General features: G+C 66.5%; 19 protein-coding genes and 1 pseudogene. 5 read left to right on the plus strand and 15 right to left on the minus strand.

Annotation, left to right across the window (positions count from 1 at the left end):
* Positions 1–23 precede the first annotated feature (23 nt).
* Positions 24–1070 carry a rod shape-determining protein gene (locus ACGFZ3_RS07070; protein ID WP_038686189.1) on the minus strand — a complete coding sequence of 349 codons (1047 nt, stop codon included), beginning with the start codon at positions 1068–1070 and terminating at the stop codon, positions 24–26.
* Between the two features lie 274 nt (positions 1071–1344).
* Between ACGFZ3_RS07070 and ACGFZ3_RS07075 the strand changes: the two genes are divergently transcribed.
* Positions 1345–2283, plus strand: a complete 939-nt coding sequence (locus ACGFZ3_RS07075; RefSeq protein ID WP_392918385.1) for a carbohydrate kinase family protein — start codon at positions 1345–1347, stop codon at positions 2281–2283.
* Positions 2284–2530: 247 nt separating this feature from the next.
* On the opposite strand, the gene ACGFZ3_RS07080 is transcribed toward ACGFZ3_RS07075, so the two are convergent.
* From ACGFZ3_RS07080 to ubiE, 4 genes are all read right to left on the minus strand, one after another.
* The gene (locus tag ACGFZ3_RS07080) at positions 2531–3262 is read right to left on the minus strand and encodes a hypothetical protein (protein WP_392918387.1); all 732 of its coding nucleotides are present in this window, start codon (positions 3260–3262) and stop codon (positions 2531–2533) included.
* Positions 3263–3371: 109 nt separating this feature from the next.
* Positions 3372–5303 carry a M1 family metallopeptidase gene (locus ACGFZ3_RS07085; RefSeq protein ID WP_392918389.1) on the minus strand — a complete coding sequence of 644 codons (1932 nt, stop codon included), beginning with the start codon at positions 5301–5303 and terminating at the stop codon, positions 3372–3374.
* Between the two features lie 60 nt (positions 5304–5363).
* Positions 5364–6230 (minus strand): diguanylate cyclase domain-containing protein, encoded by an 867-nt coding sequence (locus ACGFZ3_RS07090; RefSeq protein WP_392918392.1) that lies wholly within the window; start codon positions 6228–6230, stop codon positions 5364–5366.
* Positions 6231–6298: 68 nt separating this feature from the next.
* Entirely contained in the window at positions 6299–7060 is a 762-nt protein-coding gene (gene ubiE / locus ACGFZ3_RS07095; protein ID WP_392918395.1) for a bifunctional demethylmenaquinone methyltransferase/2-methoxy-6-polyprenyl-1,4-benzoquinol methylase UbiE, read from the minus strand.
* A 71-nt stretch (positions 7061–7131) separates the two neighbouring features.
* On the opposite strand from ubiE, the gene ACGFZ3_RS07100 reads away from it, so the two are divergent.
* From ACGFZ3_RS07100 to ACGFZ3_RS07110, 3 genes are all read left to right on the plus strand, one after another.
* Positions 7132–7584 carry a nucleoside deaminase gene (locus ACGFZ3_RS07100; protein ID WP_392918398.1) on the plus strand — a complete coding sequence of 151 codons (453 nt, stop codon included), beginning with the start codon at positions 7132–7134 and terminating at the stop codon, positions 7582–7584.
* A 193-nt stretch (positions 7585–7777) separates the two neighbouring features.
* The gene (locus ACGFZ3_RS07105) at positions 7778–8110 is read left to right on the plus strand and encodes a hypothetical protein (RefSeq protein ID WP_392918400.1); all 333 of its coding nucleotides are present in this window, start codon (positions 7778–7780) and stop codon (positions 8108–8110) included.
* 69 nt (positions 8111–8179) lie between these two features.
* A complete protein-coding gene (locus ACGFZ3_RS07110) occupies positions 8180–8584 on the plus strand; it encodes a low affinity iron permease family protein (RefSeq protein WP_392918403.1) in 405 nt (134 codons plus the stop codon).
* A gap of 58 nt (positions 8585–8642) precedes the next feature.
* On the opposite strand, the pseudogene ACGFZ3_RS07115 reads toward ACGFZ3_RS07110, so the two are convergent.
* The 3 genes and pseudogenes from ACGFZ3_RS07115 to smeD all read right to left on the minus strand — a co-directional run bounded on the left by ACGFZ3_RS07115 (position 8643) and on the right by smeD (position 14392).
* Positions 8643–10035, minus strand: a pseudogene (locus ACGFZ3_RS07115) (efflux transporter outer membrane subunit).
* Positions 10028–13204 carry a multidrug efflux RND transporter permease subunit SmeE gene (smeE, locus tag ACGFZ3_RS07120; RefSeq protein ID WP_392918406.1) on the minus strand — a complete coding sequence of 1059 codons (3177 nt, stop codon included), beginning with the start codon at positions 13202–13204 and terminating at the stop codon, positions 10028–10030. The pseudogene ACGFZ3_RS07115 and the gene smeE overlap by 8 nt, the downstream one beginning before the upstream one ends.
* Before the next feature lie 12 nt (positions 13205–13216).
* Positions 13217–14392 (minus strand): multidrug efflux RND transporter periplasmic adaptor subunit SmeD, encoded by a 1176-nt coding sequence (gene smeD / locus ACGFZ3_RS07125; protein WP_392918409.1) that lies wholly within the window; start codon positions 14390–14392, stop codon positions 13217–13219.
* A 230-nt stretch (positions 14393–14622) separates the two neighbouring features.
* On the opposite strand from smeD, the gene ACGFZ3_RS07130 reads away from it, so the two are divergent.
* The gene (locus ACGFZ3_RS07130) at positions 14623–15291 is read left to right on the plus strand and encodes a TetR family transcriptional regulator (RefSeq protein ID WP_392918412.1); all 669 of its coding nucleotides are present in this window, start codon (positions 14623–14625) and stop codon (positions 15289–15291) included.
* Positions 15292–15676: 385 nt separating this feature from the next.
* Here the strand turns inward: ACGFZ3_RS07130 and hslU are convergent, their stop codons facing one another.
* The 7 genes from hslU to ACGFZ3_RS07165 form a co-directional block, all read right to left on the minus strand.
* Entirely contained in the window at positions 15677–17050 is a 1374-nt protein-coding gene (hslU, locus tag ACGFZ3_RS07135; protein ID WP_392918892.1) for an ATP-dependent protease ATPase subunit HslU, read from the minus strand.
* A gap of 148 nt (positions 17051–17198) precedes the next feature.
* On the minus strand, positions 17199–17750 hold the full coding sequence (gene hslV, locus ACGFZ3_RS07140) for an ATP-dependent protease subunit HslV (RefSeq protein ID WP_017356659.1): 552 nt from the start codon (positions 17748–17750) through the stop codon (positions 17199–17201).
* A gap of 91 nt (positions 17751–17841) precedes the next feature.
* A complete protein-coding gene (gene xerC / locus ACGFZ3_RS07145) occupies positions 17842–18732 on the minus strand; it encodes a tyrosine recombinase XerC (RefSeq protein ID WP_392918416.1) in 891 nt (296 codons plus the stop codon).
* Positions 18733–18754: 22 nt separating this feature from the next.
* Complete coding sequence (locus ACGFZ3_RS07150; RefSeq protein ID WP_392918419.1) at positions 18755–19432, minus strand: DUF484 family protein; 678 nt, start codon at positions 19430–19432, stop codon at positions 18755–18757.
* The gene (dapF, locus tag ACGFZ3_RS07155) at positions 19429–20280 is read right to left on the minus strand and encodes a diaminopimelate epimerase (RefSeq protein ID WP_392918422.1); all 852 of its coding nucleotides are present in this window, start codon (positions 20278–20280) and stop codon (positions 19429–19431) included. Before dapF ends, ACGFZ3_RS07150 begins: the two co-directional genes overlap by 4 nt.
* Positions 20273–20518, minus strand: a complete 246-nt coding sequence (locus tag ACGFZ3_RS07160) for a lipoprotein (protein ID WP_392918425.1) — start codon at positions 20516–20518, stop codon at positions 20273–20275. Before ACGFZ3_RS07160 ends, dapF begins: the two co-directional genes overlap by 8 nt.
* 104 nt (positions 20519–20622) lie before the next feature.
* Positions 20623–21039, minus strand: a complete 417-nt coding sequence (locus ACGFZ3_RS07165; protein WP_392918428.1) for a YbaN family protein — start codon at positions 21037–21039, stop codon at positions 20623–20625.
* Between the last annotated feature and the right edge of the window lie 8 nt (positions 21040–21047).

Below are 21047 nucleotides of genomic sequence, written 5' to 3' on the forward strand. Positions count from 1 at the left end.
CCAACACACAGGACCGGTACGGCTTACTCCGGCGCAAAGAACTCGTTGCCGTGCATGTCCACCAGCTCCAGCGCACGACCGCCCCCACGGGCCACGCAGGTGAGCGGGTCGTCAGCCACCTGCACGTGCAGGCCGGTTTCTTCGGAAATGAGGCGGTCCAGGTCGCGCAGCAGGGCGCCGCCACCGGTCAGCACGATGCCGCGCTCGGCGACGTCGGCGCACAGTTCCGGGGGGGTCTGCTCCAGCGCCAGCTTGACCGCGCTGACGATGCCCGACAGCGGTTCGTGCAGGGCTTCAAGCACTTCGTTGGAATTGATCTTGATCATCTTCGGCACGCCCTCGGCGAGGTTCCTGCCGGAGATTTCCATCTCGATGACCTCTGCCTGCGGGTAAGCGCAGCCCAGCTCGACCTTGATCCGCTCAGCGGTGGCTTCACCGATGAGCATGCCGTGGTTGCGGCGCACGTAGTTGGTGATCGACTCGTCGAAACGGTCGCCGCCGATGCGCACCGAGGCCGAATAGACAATGCCGTTCAGCGAGATCACCGCCACTTCGGTGGTGCCACCGCCGATGTCGATGACCATCGAGCCACGGGCTTCGGTGACCGGCATGCCGGCGCCGATCGCGGCGGCCATCGGCTCTTCGATCAGGAACACATCGCGGGCTCCGGCTTCCTCGGCCGATTCCTTGATGGCGCGGCGCTCGACCTGGGTCGAACCGGCCGGCACGCAGACCAGCACGCGCGGGCTCGGGCGCAGGAAGCGCGACTTGTGCACCTTCTTGATGAAGTGCTTGAGCATCGCCTCGGTGTAGGTGAAGTCGGCGATGACGCCGTCCTTCATCGGGCGAATGGTGGTGATGTGACCCGGGGTACGGCCCAGCATCTGCTTGGCTTCAGCGCCGACGGCGGCCACCGAGCGGGTGCCACCGATGGCACGGTCCTGGCGCACGGCCACGACCGACGGTTCGTTCAGCACGATCCCCTGCCCGCGCACGTAGATGAGGGTATTGGCCGTGCCCAGGTCGATGGACAGGTCATTGGAGAACATGCCACGCAGTTTCTTGAACATCTGGGAGTTGATCCTGAGGGGTGTCGCGCCCAACGCGGGATGGCGAAAAATTGGGCAGAATTCGAGGTCGACAAGCCTAGCAATCCCCCTGTGCGCGAGCAAGGAGAAATGTCCGTCAACGCCAGCCTTGGCGGCCATTCAGCCCAATCCGGACAGCCGGGGTTCTGGCCCTGCGGCGCCGCACCCGTTAACCTTTGCGCCATTGGGCGCCTGAGGGCGCCGTTTCGTTGCCCGCCTGCCGGGCCTCAGACCCCTTCCGCATAGGCCTTAATCGATGTCCGCTTTGATCTGTGGTTCTCTTGCCTTCGACACCATCATGGTGTTCCCGGACCAGTTCAAGAATCACATCCTGCCGGACAAGGTGCACATCCTGAACGTGTCGTTCCTGGTGCCGCGCATGCGCCGCGAGTTCGGTGGCTGCGCCGGCAACATCGCCTACAACCTGCACCTGCTGGGCGGGGAGCCGATCCCGATGGGTACGGTGGGCTCGGACTTCGGCCCGTACCGCGAGTATTTCCAGGGCCTGGGCATCGACCTGAGCCGGATCAAGGTGATCGACGAGCTGTTCACCCCGCAGGCGTTCATCACCACCGACCACGACAACAACCAGATCACGGCCTTCCACCCGGGCGCGATGATGCGCTCCTACGAGAACCACGTGAAGGACGTACCGGGCGTGACCCTGGGCCTGGTCGGCCCGGATGGCCGCGAGGGCATGATCCAGAACTCGCAGGAGTTCTTCGAGGCCGGCGTGCCATTCATCTTCGACCCGGGCCAGGCCATGCCGCTGTTCAACGGCCCGGAGCTGCGCACCTTCATCGAGCAGGCCGACTACGTGGTGGTCAACGACTACGAGTCCAACCTGCTGCAGGAGCGCACCGGCTGGGACGAAAAGGAGATCGTGAGCCGGGTCAAGGCCTACATCACTACCCGCGGCCCCAAGGGCGCGGTCATCCACACCCCGGAAAAGACCTATGACATCCCGCCGGCGCACGAGCGTCGCGTGGTGGATCCGACCGGCTGCGGCGATGCCTTCCGCGCCGGCCTGATCTACGGCATCGAGAAGGGCTACGACTGGCTGACCATCGGCCGCATGGGCAACCTGATGGGCGCGCTCAAGGTGGAGCACCCGGGTACCCAGAACCAGCGTTTCACGTTCGAAGAGTTCAACGAGCAGTTCAAACAGCAGTTCGGTTACGCGCTTAACGGTTGATCGCGCTGCGATCAACCGCTGCCCACGATTCGCCGTTGGCGAATCGCGGGCCCCATTGCATTCCACCTAACCCCGCGCCTGTCGGCGCGCCCCCTTAACAGAAGGGGGCTGTTTCTCCAGCAAAGTACCCTTGCCGTCCGTACCGACCAACGGTCGGTACCTACCGGGTCGCGTGATATCGGGCCATGGGGTGCCCGTCATTTCGGTAGGTGTCGATCGTTGGTCGACACTTTGCCTCACCGCTCGGTTAATTCCACCAATTCGGCATTCGGCTGGCGTCTACGCCGCCGGTTTCGAATACTGCGGTGCGGGTGCCGCCGGCCTTGACCGGGAATTCGATGGTGATGGTCTTGGCCTTGCGGGCGAGCTTCCAGAGCGCCTTCTGGTCGGTGATGAACATGGCGATGGCCTCATCCGTCTTGGGGCGCCAGGCGGCCATCGAGATCGGCTTGCCGTCGTCGACGGTCACCTTCACCGTGCACTGCGGGCAGCGGAAATCACCGGCCTGCAGCACCAGGTAGGCATGGCGCTTCCACTCGGGGTGGTCGCGGAAGATCAGCTGCACCGGCTTGGGGCCGCTGCCGTCCACATCCACGCGCTCCTTGCTGTAGATCGACGCCGAGACCTGGTTGCCCTTGCTGCCCACCGGCACCTGGTTGTACTGCCACAGGCCCTGCATGCGGCGCAGCTCGCGCGCGGTTTCGGCCTTGGCCTTGACCTCGGCGTAGCCCGGCTCGATCCGCGCGGCCACATCGGTGTCCTTGTACTGGTCCAGCAGCGAACCGCCATGGATGCGCGCGCGCTCCCAGTCCTGCGCGGCCACGGCCATGTCGTACTGCTTGGCCACGCCTTCGGCCTTCTCTTCCTGCTGTGCCTTGGCGGCGGCGGTCGCGGCTTCCTGCGCCTTGCGCTCTTCTTCCGGGTTGCTGCAGGCAGCCAGGGCGAGCGCACAAGTGGCGGCAAGGATCAGTCGTTTCATTACGGGCTCCAGGTGTCAGCGAGGACGCCAGCGGGCGTCACCTGCCTACTTTAACAATGAAAAACGGCGGGGTTTCCCCCGCCGTTCCTGATCAACGCAGTGCTGGCGGTTACTTGCCGGCGCTTGCCTTGTCCAGCATGTCCTGCACCGATGCGGTGGTGATCGGGTGGTAGCTGGGCTTGGCCTTCTCGAAGGCCGCCTTGGCGAATGCCAGGCCTTCCGGGGTCTTCACCAGTTCGGCGTAGATCGGCAGGATCAGCTTGCGGCGACCAACGCGCTCGATGAAGGCACCGGCGGCCTCATTGGCCTCCAGGTAGCCGCTGCGGATCGCCAGCGGGTACCAGCGCATGGCGATTTCGCCGTTGGCGGTGCCGGTGAACGCGTATGCCTTGTCCAGCGCGGCCAGCTTGTCCACGGGCAGGGTCTTGCCCATGCCGTCGATGAAGTGCACCCATTCCTGGGTACCCCACTCGCTGGTGATCTGCGCGCTCGGCAGCTTGCCGCTGCCCTGCCACGCAATGCGCGCGGTATCCACGATGGAGAAGTTGCGCGAACGCGCCTTGGTGGCGAACGCCGGGATGCCCGGCTCGTCCAGCCATGCCTTCAGCTCGGCGTCGGTCACCGCGCCGGGCTTCCTGGACAGCAGGTTCTTCTTCAGGTATTCGACGAACTGGTCGGTGTTGGCGCTCTGGAACGCATGGTCATCGAACCAGCCACGCAGGAACGGATCGAACACCTCGCGCCCGAAGCGCTGTTCCAGGAACTGCAGGAACCACGAGCCCTTGACGTAGGCCACGTTGCTCAGCGCCTCGTCCGGATCGCGTTCGGTCAGCGGCGGGAGCGCCAGGGCCTGGTCGGCCGGGCTCATGTCCTTGACCTCGGCCAGCAGGTCGTTCTGGTCGATTTCGCGCTCCATCTCGGCCATTTCCTGGCCATACAGCGCTTCGGTGATGCGACCCTGCACGTAGGTGGTGAAGCCTTCGTTGAGCCAGATGTCCTTCCAGCTGGAGTTGGTCACCAGGTTGCCCGACCAGCTGTGCGCCAGCTCATGGGCCACCAGCGAGACCAGCGACTTGTCGCCCACGATCACGGTCGGGGTGGCGAAGGTCAGGCGCGGGTTTTCCATGCCGCCGAACGGGAACGACGGCGGCAGCACCAGCATGTCGTAGCGGCCCCAGCGGTACTCGCCATAGAGCTTCTCGGCTGCACCGATCATCTTCTCGGTGTCTTCGAACTCCTTGGCGGCCTTGCCCACCATGGTCGGTTCGGCCCAGACGCCGGAACGGCCGGAGATCGGCTCGAACACCAGGTCGCCGGCGGCGATGGCCAGCAGGTAGGACGGAATCGGCTGCGGCATCTTGAAGGTGTAATCACCGTCACGCGCGGCCTTGGGATCATTGTCGGCGCTCATCAGCACCATCACGTCCGGGCGCGAGGCCACGTGCGCGCTATAGGTGAAGCGCACGCTCGGGGTGTCCTGCAGCGGCACCCACGAACGCGCGTGGATGGCCTGGGACTGGCTGAACATGAAGGGCAGCTGCTTGCCTTCGGTCATCGACGGCTCCAGCCACTGCAGGCCCGAGGCGGTCGGCGCGGTGTGGTAGGTGACCCGCACTTTGCCCGGCTGTTGCGGGGCTTCGATGGTCAGCTTGCTGCCGAATACCTTGTCGGCCGCCGCCAGCACGAACTGCAGCGGCGCGGTGGTGCCATCGGCGGCGACGGCTTCGACCTTTTCAATGGTCAGCTCGCGGGTGTCCAGCACCAGCTGCTTGGCTGCCTTGTCCTTCCACTCCAGGGTGTAGGTGGCGGTGCCGCCGATCTGCCTGCTGTCGAAATCCAGCTTCAGGTCCAGGCCCAGGTCCTTGATGACGACCTTGTCCGGTTCGGCGTAGGAACTTTCATCGTGGCTGCGGTTGACGGCTTTCACGGCAGTGTCGGCGCTCGGCTGGGCGGCGGGGGCCGCGGTCGGCGCGGCGGGCTCTTTGGAGCAGCCGGCGGCAAGCGCGACGGCCAGGGGAATCAGCAGGAACGGGGATCGCATGAATCGGGACCGATCAGGGTGAAACCGCCAGTTTACCCCCGTCTACGCCTTATTCCCCATTCAGTCACCCTCGCACAACAGCCGGGCGCCGCCGGCGGCCTTGGCCCGGTACATCGCGGTATCGGCACGCCGGTACAACTCGCGCAGGTCCTCGCCCGGCCGGTATCCGGCGGCGCCCGCGCTGGCACTCAGCGGCGGGTCGGCCGGGTCGCCCGGCCCGGCCAGTCGTTCCAGCCACTCCCTCAGCCGCCGGCAGGCCACCTCGTGGCTATCGTGCACCGCCAGCAGGAACTCATCCCCGCCCCAGCGCCCGATCCAGTCGCCGGGCTGCAGCCACTGCCGCGCCGACACCACCAGCCGCACCAGCACCTGGTCGCCGGCCAGGTGGCCGTGCGCGTCGTTGATGGGCTTGAGGTTGTCCAGATCGACCACGAACAGGGTCAGCGGCTGCCGCCGCGCCTGCGCCTGCCGGGCCGAATCGGCCAGCGCCTGTTCGCAGCCGCGCCGGTTCAGCGCCTGGGTGAGCGGGTCGAGCAGCACGCTGCGGCGCAGGTCGCGCAGGCCGGCATCGACACCGTGCAGGCTGCGGTTGATCCCGCGCAGCAGGCGCCCGATTTCGTCGTGGCCCAGGTCCGGAAGGTGCGGCAGGCGCTGCTCGTCGTAATACGCCTCCAGCGCCTCGGCGGCCTGGCGCAGCGGCGCCATCAGCCGGTACAGCGCCATCATCGCCATGCCCGTCCCCACCAGGGTGGCGCCCAGCACCACGCCCACCACGGCCCACATGGTCTCCTGCTGGTAGCGGCCGCTGAAGGCCATCCACAGCAGCAGCACAAGCAGCGGCACATGTACGCCAATGAACACGACCGTCATCAGCTTGGCGCTGAACGAACGGGGAAACACGCGGGCCAGGCCGCGGTAGAGACGCATGGCAGGCCCTCTCTGGCAACCTGCCTGCAGTGTGGCCGAGCTCCCTCAGCGGGAACCGGACCGGTGTCTCAAACCTTGTAGCCGGAGTGGATCGACACGATGCCGCCGGTCAGGTTCTTGTAATGGCAGCGCGCGAAACCGGCCTCGCCCATCATGGTCTTGAGCTGTTCCTGCGGCGGATGCTTGCGGATGCTCTCGGCCAGGTACTGGTAGCTGTCGCCGTCACGGGCGAACAGCTGGCCCAGCCTGGGCAGGATCTTGAACGAGTGGAAATCGTAGATCGGCTTGAACCAGTCGGCGGTGACTTCGGAGAACTCCAGCACCCGCGCCTGGCCGCCCACCTTGAGCACGCGGTACATCTCGCGCAGGGCGGCGTCCTTGTCGGTCACGTTGCGCAGGCCGAAGGCGATGGTCACCAGGTCGAAGCTGGCATCCGGGAACGGCAGCGCCTCGGCGTTGCATTGGACGAAATCCAGGCCGGCCACCAGGCCGCGGTTGGTCAGGCGGTCGCGCCCCACGGTGAGCATGCCGGCATTGATATCGCCGACCACCACCTGGCCGTCGTCGCCCACGCGTTCCTTGAGCAGTGCGGCGATGTCGCCGGTGCCGCCGGCCAGGTCGAGCACGCTGTCGCCCGGCTTCACCTGCGCGGTGGCCACGTAGTAGCGCTTCCACGCCCGGTGGATGCCCAGGCTCATCAGGTCGTTCATCAGGTCGTAGTTGCGCGCGACCGAGGTGAACACTTCGCCCACCAGCTTCTGCTTGTCCTTGGCGGCGACATCGCGGAAGCCGAAATGGGTGGTGCCGGTCTTGTAGGGGGATTCGCTCATGGCCCCGATTATCGCACCGCTGGCCGGCCGGCGGCACCTTATGATGGCCCCTTCAGTTGAACGGACCGCCCATGATCAGCACTCCCGACTACGCCGCCCTGCTCCAGACCGCCATTGCCGAAGCCCGCCAGGGCCTGGCAGAGGGCGGCATCCCCATCGGCGCGGCGCTTTACCACAACGACGGCCGCCTGCTCGGCTGCGGCCACAACCGCCGGGTCCAGGAAGGCGACCCGTCCGTGCACGGGGAGACCGATGCATTCCGCAAGGCCGGCCGCCAGCGCCGCTATCGGGACACCATCATGGTCACCACCCTGGCCCCCTGCTGGTACTGCAGTGGCCTGGTGCGCCAGTTCAACATCGGCACGGTGGTGGTCGGTGAATCGGTCACCTTCCAGGGCGGCATCGACTGGCTGCGCGAGAACGGCGTGCAGGTGATCGACATGCAGAGCCAGGAATGCATCGACCTGCTGGGCGGATTCATCTCCGCACATCCCGAGGTCTGGAACGAAGACATCGGCGAGTAAGCGCCGGTTGCTGCGCATCGGCGCAGTCGAACATGCCGGATGCGCCGTCCCTCATGCGGACGGCGCAGCGCAGTCATGAATGCTTCAGTTGAATGGGGCCCCGCGCACACCCGCTGCACATCGCCATGACGCTGCATGCACCGGCGGTTACGCACTATCAGCATGCCTTTCCTTCATTCGAATCGAAGCAACCATGTCCTCTGTCCCGCTTTCCATCCCCGCCGTGATCAATGTGGACGCTGAAGTCGGTTACTGGCGACAGAAGCACTCGGACGGCGATCTTCCGTCCGCCTCGTTCGGGCACTACATGCCCTGGATCAAGTTCGCCTGCGATTCGCTGATCACCCATCCCAAGGCGAGCGATGAAGACCGTGAGCAGGCTTTCCAGAGCCACTATGCGGGCCAGATCATGGCGAAGCTGAGTCCGGACGAGGCACGCAGGTTCGTTGAACAGGTATGGGAACACGTGTATCTGATGAGCCAGCACGACCAGAATGCCCGCCCGCGCCTGACCGCCACCGCCTGAGCCGCGGCTGCACGACGCCTACACGGCGCGCCTGCCATTGATGGGTCCCGATCCACCGCCCTGGCACCCATGAAACTTCGCAGCGTCTTCAACCTCGTCGCCAAGAAGGCGGCCTACGCGGCGGGTACGCCGTGGACCTTCCTCAGTGCGGTCAGCATCGTGCTGATCTGGGCCCTGAGCGGGCCGGTATTCAAATTCAACGACACCTGGCAGCTGGTGATCAACACCGGCACCACCATCATCACGTTCCTGATGGTGTTTTTGATCCAGCACAGCCAGAACGCCGACACCGCCGCGATCCAGATCAAGCTCGACGAGCTGATCCGGGTGACTGCCGAGGCCAACAACGAACTGCTGGACCTTGAAGAACTGGATGAGGAGCGGCTGGAAGAGATTCGCCGCACCTACGAGCAGATGGCACGCGATGCGACAAAAGCCCTGGAAAAGGTGCGGGCCGACAAACCGAACGGCTGACGCCGCGCGTGTCGTTCCGGCGCCGCGTTGACACGCATGGCGTGTCCCACCTACCCCATCACCGCGCGGCAACGTCGCCGCGTTCATACCACCCGCCGCCCAGCACCTTGTACAAGGCGACCTGGTTGGACAACCGGTTCAACTGCGTGGTCACCAGCGACTGCCGCGCGGTGTACGCCGTCCGCCGCGCGTCGAGCAGGGTCAGGAAGCTGTCCAGCCCAGCGTCATAGCGCGCCTGCGACAGTGTCCGTGCCTGCTCGGCCGCCGCCACCAGCGCCTGCTGTGAAGACAGCTGCGCATCCAGGCTGTCGTTGAGCGCCAGTGCATCGGCGGCCTCGCGGAAGCCGGACTGGATCGCCTTCTCGTACTGCGCCAGCGCGATATCGCGGTTGGCATTGGCCACGCCCAGCCCGGCGCGCAGCTTGCCACCCTGGAAGATCGGCAGGTTCAGCGTGGGCATGAAGCTCCACGCGCGGGTGCCCGAGTCGAACAACCCCGACAGTTCCGACGAGGTGGACCCGACGCTGCCGGTAAGGCTGATCGACGGGAAGAACGCCGCGCGTGCGGCGCCGATGTTGGCATTGGCTGCCAGCAGCGTGTGCTCGGCCGCCATCACGTCCGGGCGGCGCAGCAGCACCTCACCGGGCACGCCCGCCGGCACCGCGCGCACTGCGGCCACGTCGGTGGCTTCGCTGTCGGGCAGCAACGCCTCGTCGATCGGGCCACCGGCCAGCAGCGCGAGCGCGTTGCGGTCCTGCGCGACCTGGCCCTGGTAGCGGGCCACATCGGTGCGCGCGGTTTCCACCAGCGTGCGGGTCTGGCTCAGCTCCAGCGCCGAGGCGCCACCGAGCTGGTGCCGTGCCTCGCTCAGGCGTAGCGAATCCTCATGGGTGGCCAGGGTCGCCTCGGCGATCTTCAGCTGTTCGCTGTCGGCGCCCAGGGTCAGCCACGCATTGGCCACTTCGGCCACCAGCGACAACTGCGCGTTGCGGCGGTTGGCCGCCTCGGCGAAGTACTGCTGCAGCGCCGCTTGGCTCAGGTTGCGCACGCGGCCGAACAGGTCCAGTTCGAACTCGACCACGCCCAAGTTGGCGCTGAACTGCTCGGTGACCGGCACATCGCCGCCGCTGCGGGTCATCTGCCCCTGCACGCCGAGCGCGGGCACCCGATCAGCACGCTGGATGCGGTACTGCGCGCGCGCCTTGTCCACGTTGAGCACGGCCACGCGCAGGTCGCGATTGTTCTCCAGCGACTGGGCGATGAGCGACTGCAGGCGTTCGTCGACGAAGTAATCGCGCCAGCCGATGTCGGCCACTTCCACCGCCGCAGCGGTGGAAGTGGTGGCCGGCCACTGCGCCGGGATCGCCGGGGACCTCGGTACTGCGCGGCTCGAGCATGGCGCAGCCGGAGAGGGCGGCGGTCATGGCCAGGGCAAGGAGCGCCTTATTCATGGGTGTCACCTTGATTGGAGTTCGTCCCGACCGACGGTCGGGACCCACTGTTTCTGTTGCCGCGGTTGAACAGCTTCTGCACCACGACGAAGAACAGCGGAATGAAGAACAGGCCCAGCACGGTGCCGACGATCATGCCGCCGAGCACGCCGGTGCCGATCGCGCGCTGCGCACCCGAGCCGGCCCCGGAGGCGATGGCCAGCGGCAGCACGCCCAGGCCGAAGGCCAGCGAGGTCATGATGATCGGCCGCAGGCGGTCGCGTACCGCGTGCATGGTGGCTTCCAGCACGCCCACGCCCTTCTCCAGGTTTTCCTTGGCGAACTCCACGATCAGGATCGCGTTCTTGCTGGTCAGGCCCACCGTGGTCAGCATCGCCACCTGGAAGTAGATGTCGCGCTCCATGCCGCGCATGGTGTTGGCCAGCACCGCGCCAAGGATGCCCAGCGGCGCCACCAGCAGCACCGAGGTCGGCACGCTCCAGCTTTCATACAGTGCAGCCAGGCACAGGAACACGATCAGCAGCGACAGCGTGTACAGCAGCGGCGTCTGCGAACCGGCCTGGCGTTCCTGGTAGGACAGCGCGGTCCATTCGATCTCGAAGCCCGGCGGCAGGTCCTTGGCGATGCGTTCGATCTCGGCCATGGCGTCGCCCGAGGCCACGCCCGGTGCGGGCTCACCCTGGATTTCCATCGCCGACACGCCGTTGTAGCGCTCCAGGCGCGGCGAACCGTAATCCCAGCGCTTGGAGGCGAAGGCACTGAACGGCACCATCTCACCGGCGCTGTTCTTCACCGACCACAGGTTGAAGTCGCCCGGGTTCATGCGGAACGGCGCATCGGACTGCACGTACACGCGCTTGACCCGGCCCCGGTCGATGAAGTCATCGATGTAGCTGCTGCCCCACGCGGCGGCCAGGGTGCTGTTGATCGAGCTGGTGGACAGACCGAGCGCGTTGGCTTTTTCCACGTCCACGTCGATGCGCAGCTGCGGGGTGTCTTCCTGGCCATTCGGGCGCACGTTGGCCAGCAGCTTGCTCTGCCCGGCGCCGCCCAGCAGCTGGTTGCGCGCGTTGAGCAGGGCCTCGTGGCCCTGGCCGCTGTTGTCCTTCAGGAAGAAGGTGTAGCCCGAACCGATGCCCAGCTCCGGCATGGCCGGCGGCGGGAAGGCGAAGATGAAGGCGTCCTTGATCTGGCCCAGTGCGGCCATCGCACGCCCGGTGATCGGGCCGACGCCTTGGTCGGCATCGCGCTCCTTCCAGTCCTTGAGCTTGATGAAGGCCATGCCCGCGTTCTGGCCCATGCCGGCGAAGCTGAAACCCTGCACCGAGAACACCGATTCGACGGCGTCGGTTTCGTTTTTCAGGAAGTGGTCTTCCAGCTTGTACATCGCCTCCAGGGTACGTTCCTGGGTGGCGCCGACCGGGGTCTGCACCAGCGCCATCAGGATGCCCTGGTCTTCATTGGGCAGGAACGAGCTGGGCAGGCGCGCGAACAGCACGCCCATCGCCACGGCCAGCGCCACAAAGATGGCCATGAAGCGCCACGGCCGCGCCAGGATGCCTTTGACCCCGCGCTGGTAGGTTTCGCTGGAACGGTCAAAGCCGCGGTTGAAGCCGCCGAAGAAGCGACCGGCCAGGCCCTTGTGTGCCACGTGGTGCTCGCCCTTCTTCAGCGGCTTGAGCATGGTGGCGCACAGCGCCGGGGTGAGCACGATGGCGACCAGCACCGACAGCGCCATCGCGGACACGATCGTGGCCGAGAACTGCCGGTAGATGACGCCGGTTGAGCCGCTCATGAAGGCCATCGGGACGAACACCGCCGACAGCACCAGGCCGATGCCGACCAGTGCGCCGGTGATCTGGCTCATCGACTTGCGGGTGGCCTCCAACGGCGACAACCCTTCTTCGGACATGATGCGTTCGACGTTCTCCACGACCACGATGGCATCGTCCACCAGCAGGCCGATCGCCAGCACCATGGCGAACATGGTCAGCATGTTGATCGAGAAGCCCAGCGCGGCCAGGATGCCGAACGTGCCCAGCAGCACCACCGGTACGGCGATGGTGGGGATCAGGGTGGCGCGGAAGTTCTGCAGGAACAGGTACATCACCACGAACACCAGCACGATGGCTTCGATCAGCGTCTTGATGACGCCCTTGATCGAGACCTGCACGAACGGGGTGGTGTCATACGGCACCACCGATTCGAGGCCGGCCGGGAAGTTTTCCTTCAGGTCCTCCAGCGCGGCGCGCACGCCATTGGCGGTATCCAGCGCGTTGGCGCCGGTGGCCAGGGTGATGGCGATACCGCTGGAGGGCTTGCCGTTGTAGCGGGTCACGAAGTCATAGCTTTCGGCGCCGAGCTCGACCCGGGCGACATCGCCCAGGCGCAGCTCGCTGCCATCGGTGCCGCCGCGGACCAGGATGTTGCGGAACTGTTCCGGGGTCTGCAGACGGTCCTGCGCGTTGATGGTGGCGTTGAGCTGCTGGCCCTTGACCGACGGCGCGCCGCCGAGCTGGCCGATGGCCACCTGGGCGTTCTGTGCGGTGATCGCCGCGGTGACGTCATCCAGCGAGAGTTTGTAGGTGTGCAGCTTGTTGGGGTCCAGCCAGATGCGCATGGCGTACTTGCCACCGAACACCTGGATGTTGCCCACGCCGGGCACGCGGCTGAGCGGATCGACGACATTGGAGCCGACGTAGTCGGAAATGTCATTGGCATCCATGCTGCCATCGTTGGAGACGAAGCCGATCACCTGCAGGAAGCCGCTGCTGGACTTGGCCACGTTGATGCCCTGGCGCTGCACTTCCTGCGGCAGCAGCGGCATGGCCAGCTGCAGCTTGTTCTGCACCTGGACCTGGGCGATGTCCGGATCGGTGCCGCTTTCGAAGGTGAGGGTGATGGTGGCCTGGCCGTTGGCCGAGCTGTTGGAGGAGAAGTAGATCAGGCCATCGATGCCCTTCATGTTCTGCTCGATGATCTGGGTCACCGAGTCCTCGACCACCTTGGCCGATGCGCCCGGGTAGGACGCGCTGATCTCGACGGCGGGCGGTGCCACTTCCGGGTACATCGACACCGGCAGCTTGAGCACCGCCAGCGCACCGGCGAGCATGATGATGATCGCAATCACCCACGCGAAGATGGGGCGATCAATGAAGTAACGAGCCATGGAATTCTCCGCTTACTGCTTGTCGGCCGCGGCCGCCGGCGTGGCCGGCTTGGCCGGCGCGGCGCCCATCTCGGCGGCCTGCACGGGCATGCCCGGCTGGATCTTCTGCAGGCCTTCAACGATGACCCTGTCGCCGGGCTTCAGGCCGTCTTCGACCAGCCACTTGCTGCCCAGCGCGCGGCTGACCTTGACCGGTCGTACTTCGACCTTGTTGTCCTTGCCGACCACCATGGCGCTGGTGTCGCCCTTGGCGTCGCGGGCGACGCCCTGCATGGGCACCAGCAGCGCGTTGTCGCGTACGCCGCTGCCTACAACGGCACGCACGTACATGCCGGGCATGAGCACCTGGTCGGGGTTGGCGACCTTGACCCGCAGCGCGTAGCTGCCGGTGGTGGGGTCGACGCTGACTTCAGAGAATTCCAGGGTGCCCTTGTGGTCGAACTCGGTGCCGTCATCGAGCAGCACCGTCACCGGCAGGCTCTGGTTGTCCTGCAGGCGGCCACTGGCCAGCTCGCGGCGCAGCTGCAGCAGTTCGCTGGCCGACTGGGTCAGGTCGACGTAGATCGGGTCGAGCTGCTGCACCGTGGCCAGCGCGTCGGCCTGGCCGGCGCTGACCAGCGCGCCCTGGGTGACGCTGGACTTGCCGATGCGCCCGCTGATCGGCGCGGTGATCCGGGCAAAGCCCAGGGTGACGTTGGCCGCGTCCAGCGCGGCCTTGGCGGCGCCGACATCGGCTTCGGCCTGTTTCTGGGCGGCCACGGCGTTTTCCAGGTCCTGCTGGCTGACCGCATCGACCTTGGCAAGCTCGGTGATGCGCTTGGCGCTCAGACGGGCGGCATTGGCGGTGGCTTCGGCGCGGGCCAACTGGGCGCGGGCGCTGTTGGCTTCTGCGCGGTAGCTGGCGTCATCCACCTGATACAGCGGCTGGCCGGCAGTGACCAGCCCCCCCTCGGTGAACAGCCGCCGGGCGACGATACCGCTGACCTGCGGGCGCACTTCGGCCACCAGGAAAGCATTGGTGCGGCCCGGCAGCTCGCGGGTGAGGCCGACCTGTTCGGCCTTCAGGGTGGCCACGGTGACCTGCCCTGGGCCGCCCTGCGGAGCCCCCTCACCGCCCCCGCCGCAGGCAGACACGGTCAGGGCGACCACGAGGGACAGCGCGAGAAGGCGGTAGGGAGAACGGGTCATGGGGGGGCTCGCAAAGGACGGAAAGAAGAGGCCAACCCGGCTTCGACGAACCGGAGGGCCGGACGACGACAGGTCGAACCACACACACAGGCGGATCCACCGGGGGGACGGCACGCAGGTACGGCCGTGCCTCACCGGGGAGCAGTGGGGCGCAAATATACATACATGTATGTTTGTTTGTAAACGGGTACAATTCAGGCCGGTTTCATCCAGCACATGCACACCGCGCCATGGCCAGAAAAACCAAAGAGGCAGCCCAAGCCACCCGGGAAGGCATCCTCGATGCGGCCCAGAGCTGCTTCCACGAATTCGGGGTCGCCAACACCAGCCTGGCGATGATCGGCGAGCGCGCCGGTTACACCCGGGGCGCGGTGTACTGGCATTTCAAGAACAAGACCGAAGTGCTCACGGCCATGATCGACCGCGAGCGGGTGCCGTTCATCGAGCGGCTGCGGCGCACGACCTCGTCACGGCGCAACACGCCCGTGCTGGACCTGCGCTCGGCGCTGCTGGTCTCGTTCCACGAACTGGCCACCGACGAACGGCTGCGCAACATGATGGAGATCATGCTGCGCAACGATCTCTCGGTGGAAAGCCAGGCCATGCAGCAGCTGCAGCTGGAGGCATCACGTGAGGAGTTGGCGATTTTCGCGGCCGCCTTCCAGCGTGCGGCCTCGCTGGGCCAACTGCGGCCGGGGGTGGACGTGGACACGGTGGCACGCATCGTCAGCACCAGCCTGACCGGCGTGCTGTACAGCGCGATGCTGGAACCGCAGTTGTTCGAGCTTGAACGCGATGGCCAGCAGACGCTGGACGCGATCTTCGGTGCCTTCGTGATGCCGGGTGTGTTCACCCCGGGTGCGCCGCCTACTGCGTTGCCGACTGACGACGAGGTTTGATTCGGCGGCGCGGCTTGAAAGCTTGAAAGCAGCGTCTCAGTTGATCCGTGCTGGGGAGGCCGACGGGCAGCCCCCTACGGGACACGCCGTGAATCCATCCCTGGAGGCTTGGCAAAAACATCCATGTTTTTGACAGTCCCTACGGGGGCTGCCCGCCGGCCTCCCCTCCATGCATTGCGCGGGCGGCTGGGAAGAGCAGCCACGCAGGGCGGGGCTCTACGCGAGCGACACGGGGCGGGTAGGGTCGGTTCCCAAACGACTGCCGTGAACGCTGCAACGTTCGGTTACGCATGACCTCGCTCGCAGAGGGCCGTTGCCCCCCGATCGACGTAAACAGAAACGGCGGCACCGAGGTGCCGCCGCTTTTGATCCAACATTCCATTCGTTACAGGATGTACCGGCTCAGGTCCGGATCCTTGACCAGTTCGCCCAGGTGCTTGTCGACGTAGGCGGCATCGATGGCCAGGGTTTCGCCATCGCGGTCCGGTGCTTCGTAGCTCAGCGAATCCAGCAGCCGCTCCAGCACGGTGTGCAGGCGGCGCGCACCGATGTTCTCCTGGCGCTCGTTCACCTGGAACGCGATTTCGGCCAGGCGATCCACGGCTTCATCAGTGAAGTTCACGGTCACGCCTTCCGTGGCCAGCAGCGCTTCGTACTGCTTGGTCAGCGCAGCCTTGGGCTCGGTCAGGATGCGCACGAAGTCCTGCTTGCTCAGGGCGCCCAGTTCCACGCGGATCGGGAAGCGGCCCTGCAGTTCGGGAATCAGGTCGCTCGGCTTGGCCAGGTGGAACGCACCGGAGGCGATGAACAGGATGTGGTCGGTCTTGACCGTACCGTACTTGGTGGAGACGTTGGAGCCTTCCACCAGCGGCAACAGATCGCGCTGCACGCCTTCGCGGGAGACATCGCCGCCGCCGACGTTGTCGCCGCGCTTGGCGACCTTGTCGATCTCGTCGATGAACACGATGCCGTGCTGTTCGCAGGCTTCGATCGCGGCGCTGCGGATGTCGTCTTCGTTGACCAGCTTGCCGGCTTCTTCTTCCACCAGCAGCGGGCGCGCGGCCTTGATCGTCACGGTGCGCTTCTGCGCCTTGCCGCCGCCCAGGCTGGAGAACATCTGGCGCAGCTGCTGGCCCATTTCCTCCATGCCCGGCGGGGTCATGATGTCCACGCCGACATTGGCGGCCACTTCCAGTTCGATCTCGCGATCGTCCAGCTCGCCGTTGCGCAGCATGCGGCGGAACTTGATGCGGGTTTCGTTGTCCTGCGCGGACGGTTCGTTGCGGGCAGCGTCCGGGTCGAAGCCGATGCCGCCGGCCCGACGCGGCAGCAATGCGTCAAGGATGCGGTCTTCGGCACGCTCTTCGGCCTGGTTGCGCACGCGCACCTTGGCCATTTCGCGGTACAGCTTGACCGCGGTATCGGCCAGGTCGCGGATGATCTGTTCGACGTCCTTGCCGACGTAGCCCACTTCGGTGAAGCGGGTGGCTTCAACCTTGACGAACGGGGCCTTGGCCAGGGTGGCCAGGCGGCGTGCGATTTCGGTCTTGCCAACACCGGTCGGACCGATCATCAGGATGTTCTTGGGCATCACTTCATCGCGCAGCTCGGCAGGCAGCTGCATGCGCCGCCAGCGGTTGCGCAGGGCGATGGCGACCGCGCGCTTGGCGTCGTGCTGGCCGACGATGTGGCGGTCCAGCTCCTGCACGATTTCGCGCGGGGTCATGGTGGCGGAAGACGATTCGTTGTTGTGCGGCATGGGTGCGCTCACAAAAAATTCTGGAGGAATGGTGGGGCTGACCGGATGCGGTAAGACGCGTAACGGTGGGCGTAGAGCCACGCCCTGCGTGGCTGGACGGGTAACGCAGCCACGCAGGGCGTGGCTCTACGAGCTTTGACCCGCAGGGTCAAAGCTCCTCGACCACCACGTTGCGGTTGGTGTAGATGCAGATGTCGCCGGCGATGTTGATCGATTCGGTGGCGATGGTGCGCGCATCCAGTTCGGTGTGGGCCAGCAGTGCGCGCGCGGCGGACAAGGCGTAGGAACCGCCGGAGCCGATCGCGATGATGCCGTCTTCCGGTTCGATCACGTCACCGGTGCCGCTGATGATCAGCGAGGTGTCCTTGTCGGCCACGGCGAGCAGCGCTTCGAGCTTGCCCAGGCGGCGTTCGGTACGCCAATCCTTGGCCAGCTCCACGGCGGCGCGCTGCAGCTGGCCATGCTTCTCGAGCTTGGCTTCGAACAGCTCGAACAGGGTGAACGCGTCGGCGGCGGCACCGGCGAACCCGGCCAGCACCTGGCCCTCGCGGCCCAAGCGGCGCACCTTGCGCGCATTGCCCTTCATGACCGTGTGGCCGAGGGTGACCTGGCCGTCGCCGGCTACGGCGACATGACCGTTGCGGCGCACCGAAATGATGGTGGTGGCGTGAAACACGTTGGGATTCTGACTGGGGTCCATGGAGCCTCCGGGGTGACAAGAACAGAGGTGGGGCCACGTGCTGATCCTTCAAGCCACCCTGCCCTGCGCCCGGGTGACGCACTGGCCCGGTTCAGCTTTCGTTGTCGCCCGTGCGCCGCTTTGCCCGTGGGTGCGCCGCGTCGTACACCTTGGCCAGATGCTGGAAATCCAGGTGGGTGTAGATCTGGGTGGTGGCGATATCGGCATGGCCCAGCAGCTCCTGCACGCCGCGCAGATCGCCGGAGGATTCGAGGATATGGCTGGCGAAACTATGCCGCAGCATGTGCGGGTGCACGTGCTTGAACAAACCCTGGCGCTGGGCCAGCTGGCGGATGCGGATCTGTACCGCGCGCTGGGTGATCGGCCCGCCCTTGCGCCCGGGGAACACCGGCTGCGCATCGCCGCCGCCACTTTCCGCACGCCAGCCCAGCAACGCCTCGCGCGCATGCGAGCCAAATGGCACGCGGCGCTGGCGATTGCCCTTGCCGAGCACGTTGACCAGGCCGGTGGCAAAATCCAGGTCACGCCAGATCAGCGCGCACAGTTCGCTCAGGCGCAGGCCGGAGGAATAGAACAGCTCAAGCAGCGCGCGATCGCGCAGGCCGAGCGGCGCGTCGGTGGGCAGTTCCACCAGGCGCACCGCTTCGTCGGCATCGAGGACCTGCGGCAGTTTGCGCGGCGCCTTTGGTGCCTTCAGGCCGGCGGCGGGACTGACCGCGATGCGATGGTGCTTGAGCAGCCACGCGTAGAAACTGCGGCAGGCCGACAGCCGGCGCTGCAGCGATTTTGGTGCCAGCCCGCGGCGGTGTTCGGCCGCGATGAACTGGCGCAGCTGCGCACCATCCAGCCCTTGGGCGTTTCCCTCCTGCTGGGTCGCCCAGGCATCCAGGGCGGCCAAGTCACGCCGGTAGGCATCCAGCGTGTGCGCCGACGCGCGGCGCTCCACCTGCAGGTACCCGAGGAAATCCTGGACGGCGTTCATGCGGGATGGCGCCGGTGCGGTCTCAGGCCGGGTCGAAGCGCTTGAGTGCCACGACCAGCGCTTCGCCCATCATGCGCAGGAACAGCGTGCCCATGCCCGGGTAGAAGCGGTTGCCGTCATGGCTGCCCACCGCGATCAGGCCCACGCCCGGCAGCGGCAGCAATGCGCTGGACTGCACTTCATCCACGCGCCCGCCGTACAGCACGGTGTTCTTCTCCGGCTGCAAACGGCCGCAGATCGGCTCGCCATCCTTCAGGCAATCGCGGAACGATGCCAGCAGCGGGCTGCCTTCTTCGATCACCTGCAGCCACGGCGCGTGCTCCAGGCCCTGCACCGGGTGCAACACCACCAGCCGCACCAGGTCACCGGCGAAGTCTTCCTCCAGCGAGGCGGCCATGGCGCGCAGGGTATCGGCGGCGCTGTCCTGCTTCATCAGCGCCAGCGTGAGCTGGTGGGTGCGCACGGCCAGGCGTTCGTTGACCTGCGCGTTGGCGGCCAGGTCGGCCAGCCGGCGCGACAGCTCGCGGTTCTTGTCGCGCAGCACTTCCAGCTGGTAGCTCGCCAGCGACGCGGTGGGGCCATCGTCGCGCGGCACCACCAGGGTCAAGGCCAGGTCCGGGAACTGCTTCAGGAACGCCGGGTGCCGGCGCAGCCACGCGGCGACTTCATGGGCGCCGATCTTCTCGATGCTGTCGCTCATGCGTTCCACTCCCCTTCGAAGACGAATGCAGCCGGGCCGGACATCACCACCTGGGCGTCGTCGGCCGGCCAGCGCAGGCGCAGGTCGCCACCGGGCAGCGACACCGTGGCGTCGCGCTGCAGGCGGCCGCGCTGCATCATCACCACGGCGGCGGCGCAGGCGCCACTGCCGCAGGCCAGCGTTTCGCCGACGCCGCGTTCGAACACGCGCAGGCGCGCATGCTGCGGATCGATCACCTGCACGAAGCCGACATTGACCGACTGCGGGAAGGTCGCGTGCTGCTGCAGCAAGGGGCCCAGTCGTTCGACCGGCGCGGCATCGACCAGGCCCACTTCGATCACGGCATGCGGGTTGCCCATGGAGACCGCGCCAAAGCGCACGGTATCGCCCTGCAGCGGCAGCAGGTATTCCTCGCGCGCGCGCGCAAAGCCCAGCAGCGGCACCTGGTCCGGTTCGAAGCGCGGCACGCCCATGGCCACCGCGTACTGGTCGGCGCCGATACGTTCAATGCCATGGGTGGCCAGCGGGCTGTCGATGTTGAAACGTTCGCCCTGCGCCGCCCCATCACGCACCAGCCAGGCGGCGACGCAGCGTGCGCCGTTACCACACTGCTCGGACTGCGAACCGTCCGAATTCCAGATGCGGTAGGCCGCAACCGAGCCTTCCGCGCGCGGCGGCTCGATGGTCAGGATCTGGTCGCAGCCTACGCCGGTATGGCGGTTGGCCAGCTGGGCCGCCAGCGCTGGAGTGGGCGCGGGAGTACCGTCGCGCAGATCGAGCACGACAAAGTCGTTACCCGCGCCGTGCATCTTGCTGAAGCGCAGCGCGGTGGAGGCGGCCTTACTCATTCCCGTCGTCGGAGTCGAGCTGCGGGTCGACCGGATCAGGCACGACCGGCGGATCGTCGGTGGAATCGGTGTCTTCGGGGACGGCATCGGCATCGGCGGCGGGCTCGACCACCTGCTCTTCCACCGGCACCGGCTTCTGCGGCATGACCAGCGGGCCCTTGTTGCCACAGGCCGAAAGGAACAGCAGCGCCAGCGCTGCCAACGGAATCAGGATGCGATTGCGATGGGGGATGCTCATGGCCCGAGTATAGCGGTGAGCGAAAGGACAGGTGTGCCGATTCAATGAATGTCCAGGTGGGGGCCGGCGCGGGCAGCGCCAGCCGTTGGCCGGCCCAGGCGATGCTAGGGCGGCAGCGGCCGGCGCCACAGCCACGCCGCGACCAGCGTCATGCAGCCGATCGACAGCCACTTCACCCAGGCGACAGGCACGCACCACAGCATGATGCCGGCGCACACCGCCATGGTCACGGTGGCCATCCACTTGCCCTTGCGGCTGACCGCGCCATGCGCCTGCCAGTTGCCGATGGCCGGGCCGAACCGGGGGTGCTGCAGCAGCCAGGTGTGCAGGCGCTCGGAGCCGCGCGAGGCGGCCCAGGCCGAAATCAGGATGAACACCGTGGTGGGCAGGCCAGGCACGAAGATGCCGACGATGCCGGTGCCCAGGCTGACATACGCCAGCAACCACCATGCCCAGCGGAAGCGCACCGGTGGCCGCGCAGGCGGGGCATCGGGAGGCTCGGGGCGTTCGGGCGGGGTCATGCCGTCAG

It is taken from the genome of Stenotrophomonas sp. NPDC047960 (genome assembly GCF_043204395.1).
GTDB lineage: Bacteria > Pseudomonadota > Gammaproteobacteria > Xanthomonadales > Xanthomonadaceae > Stenotrophomonas.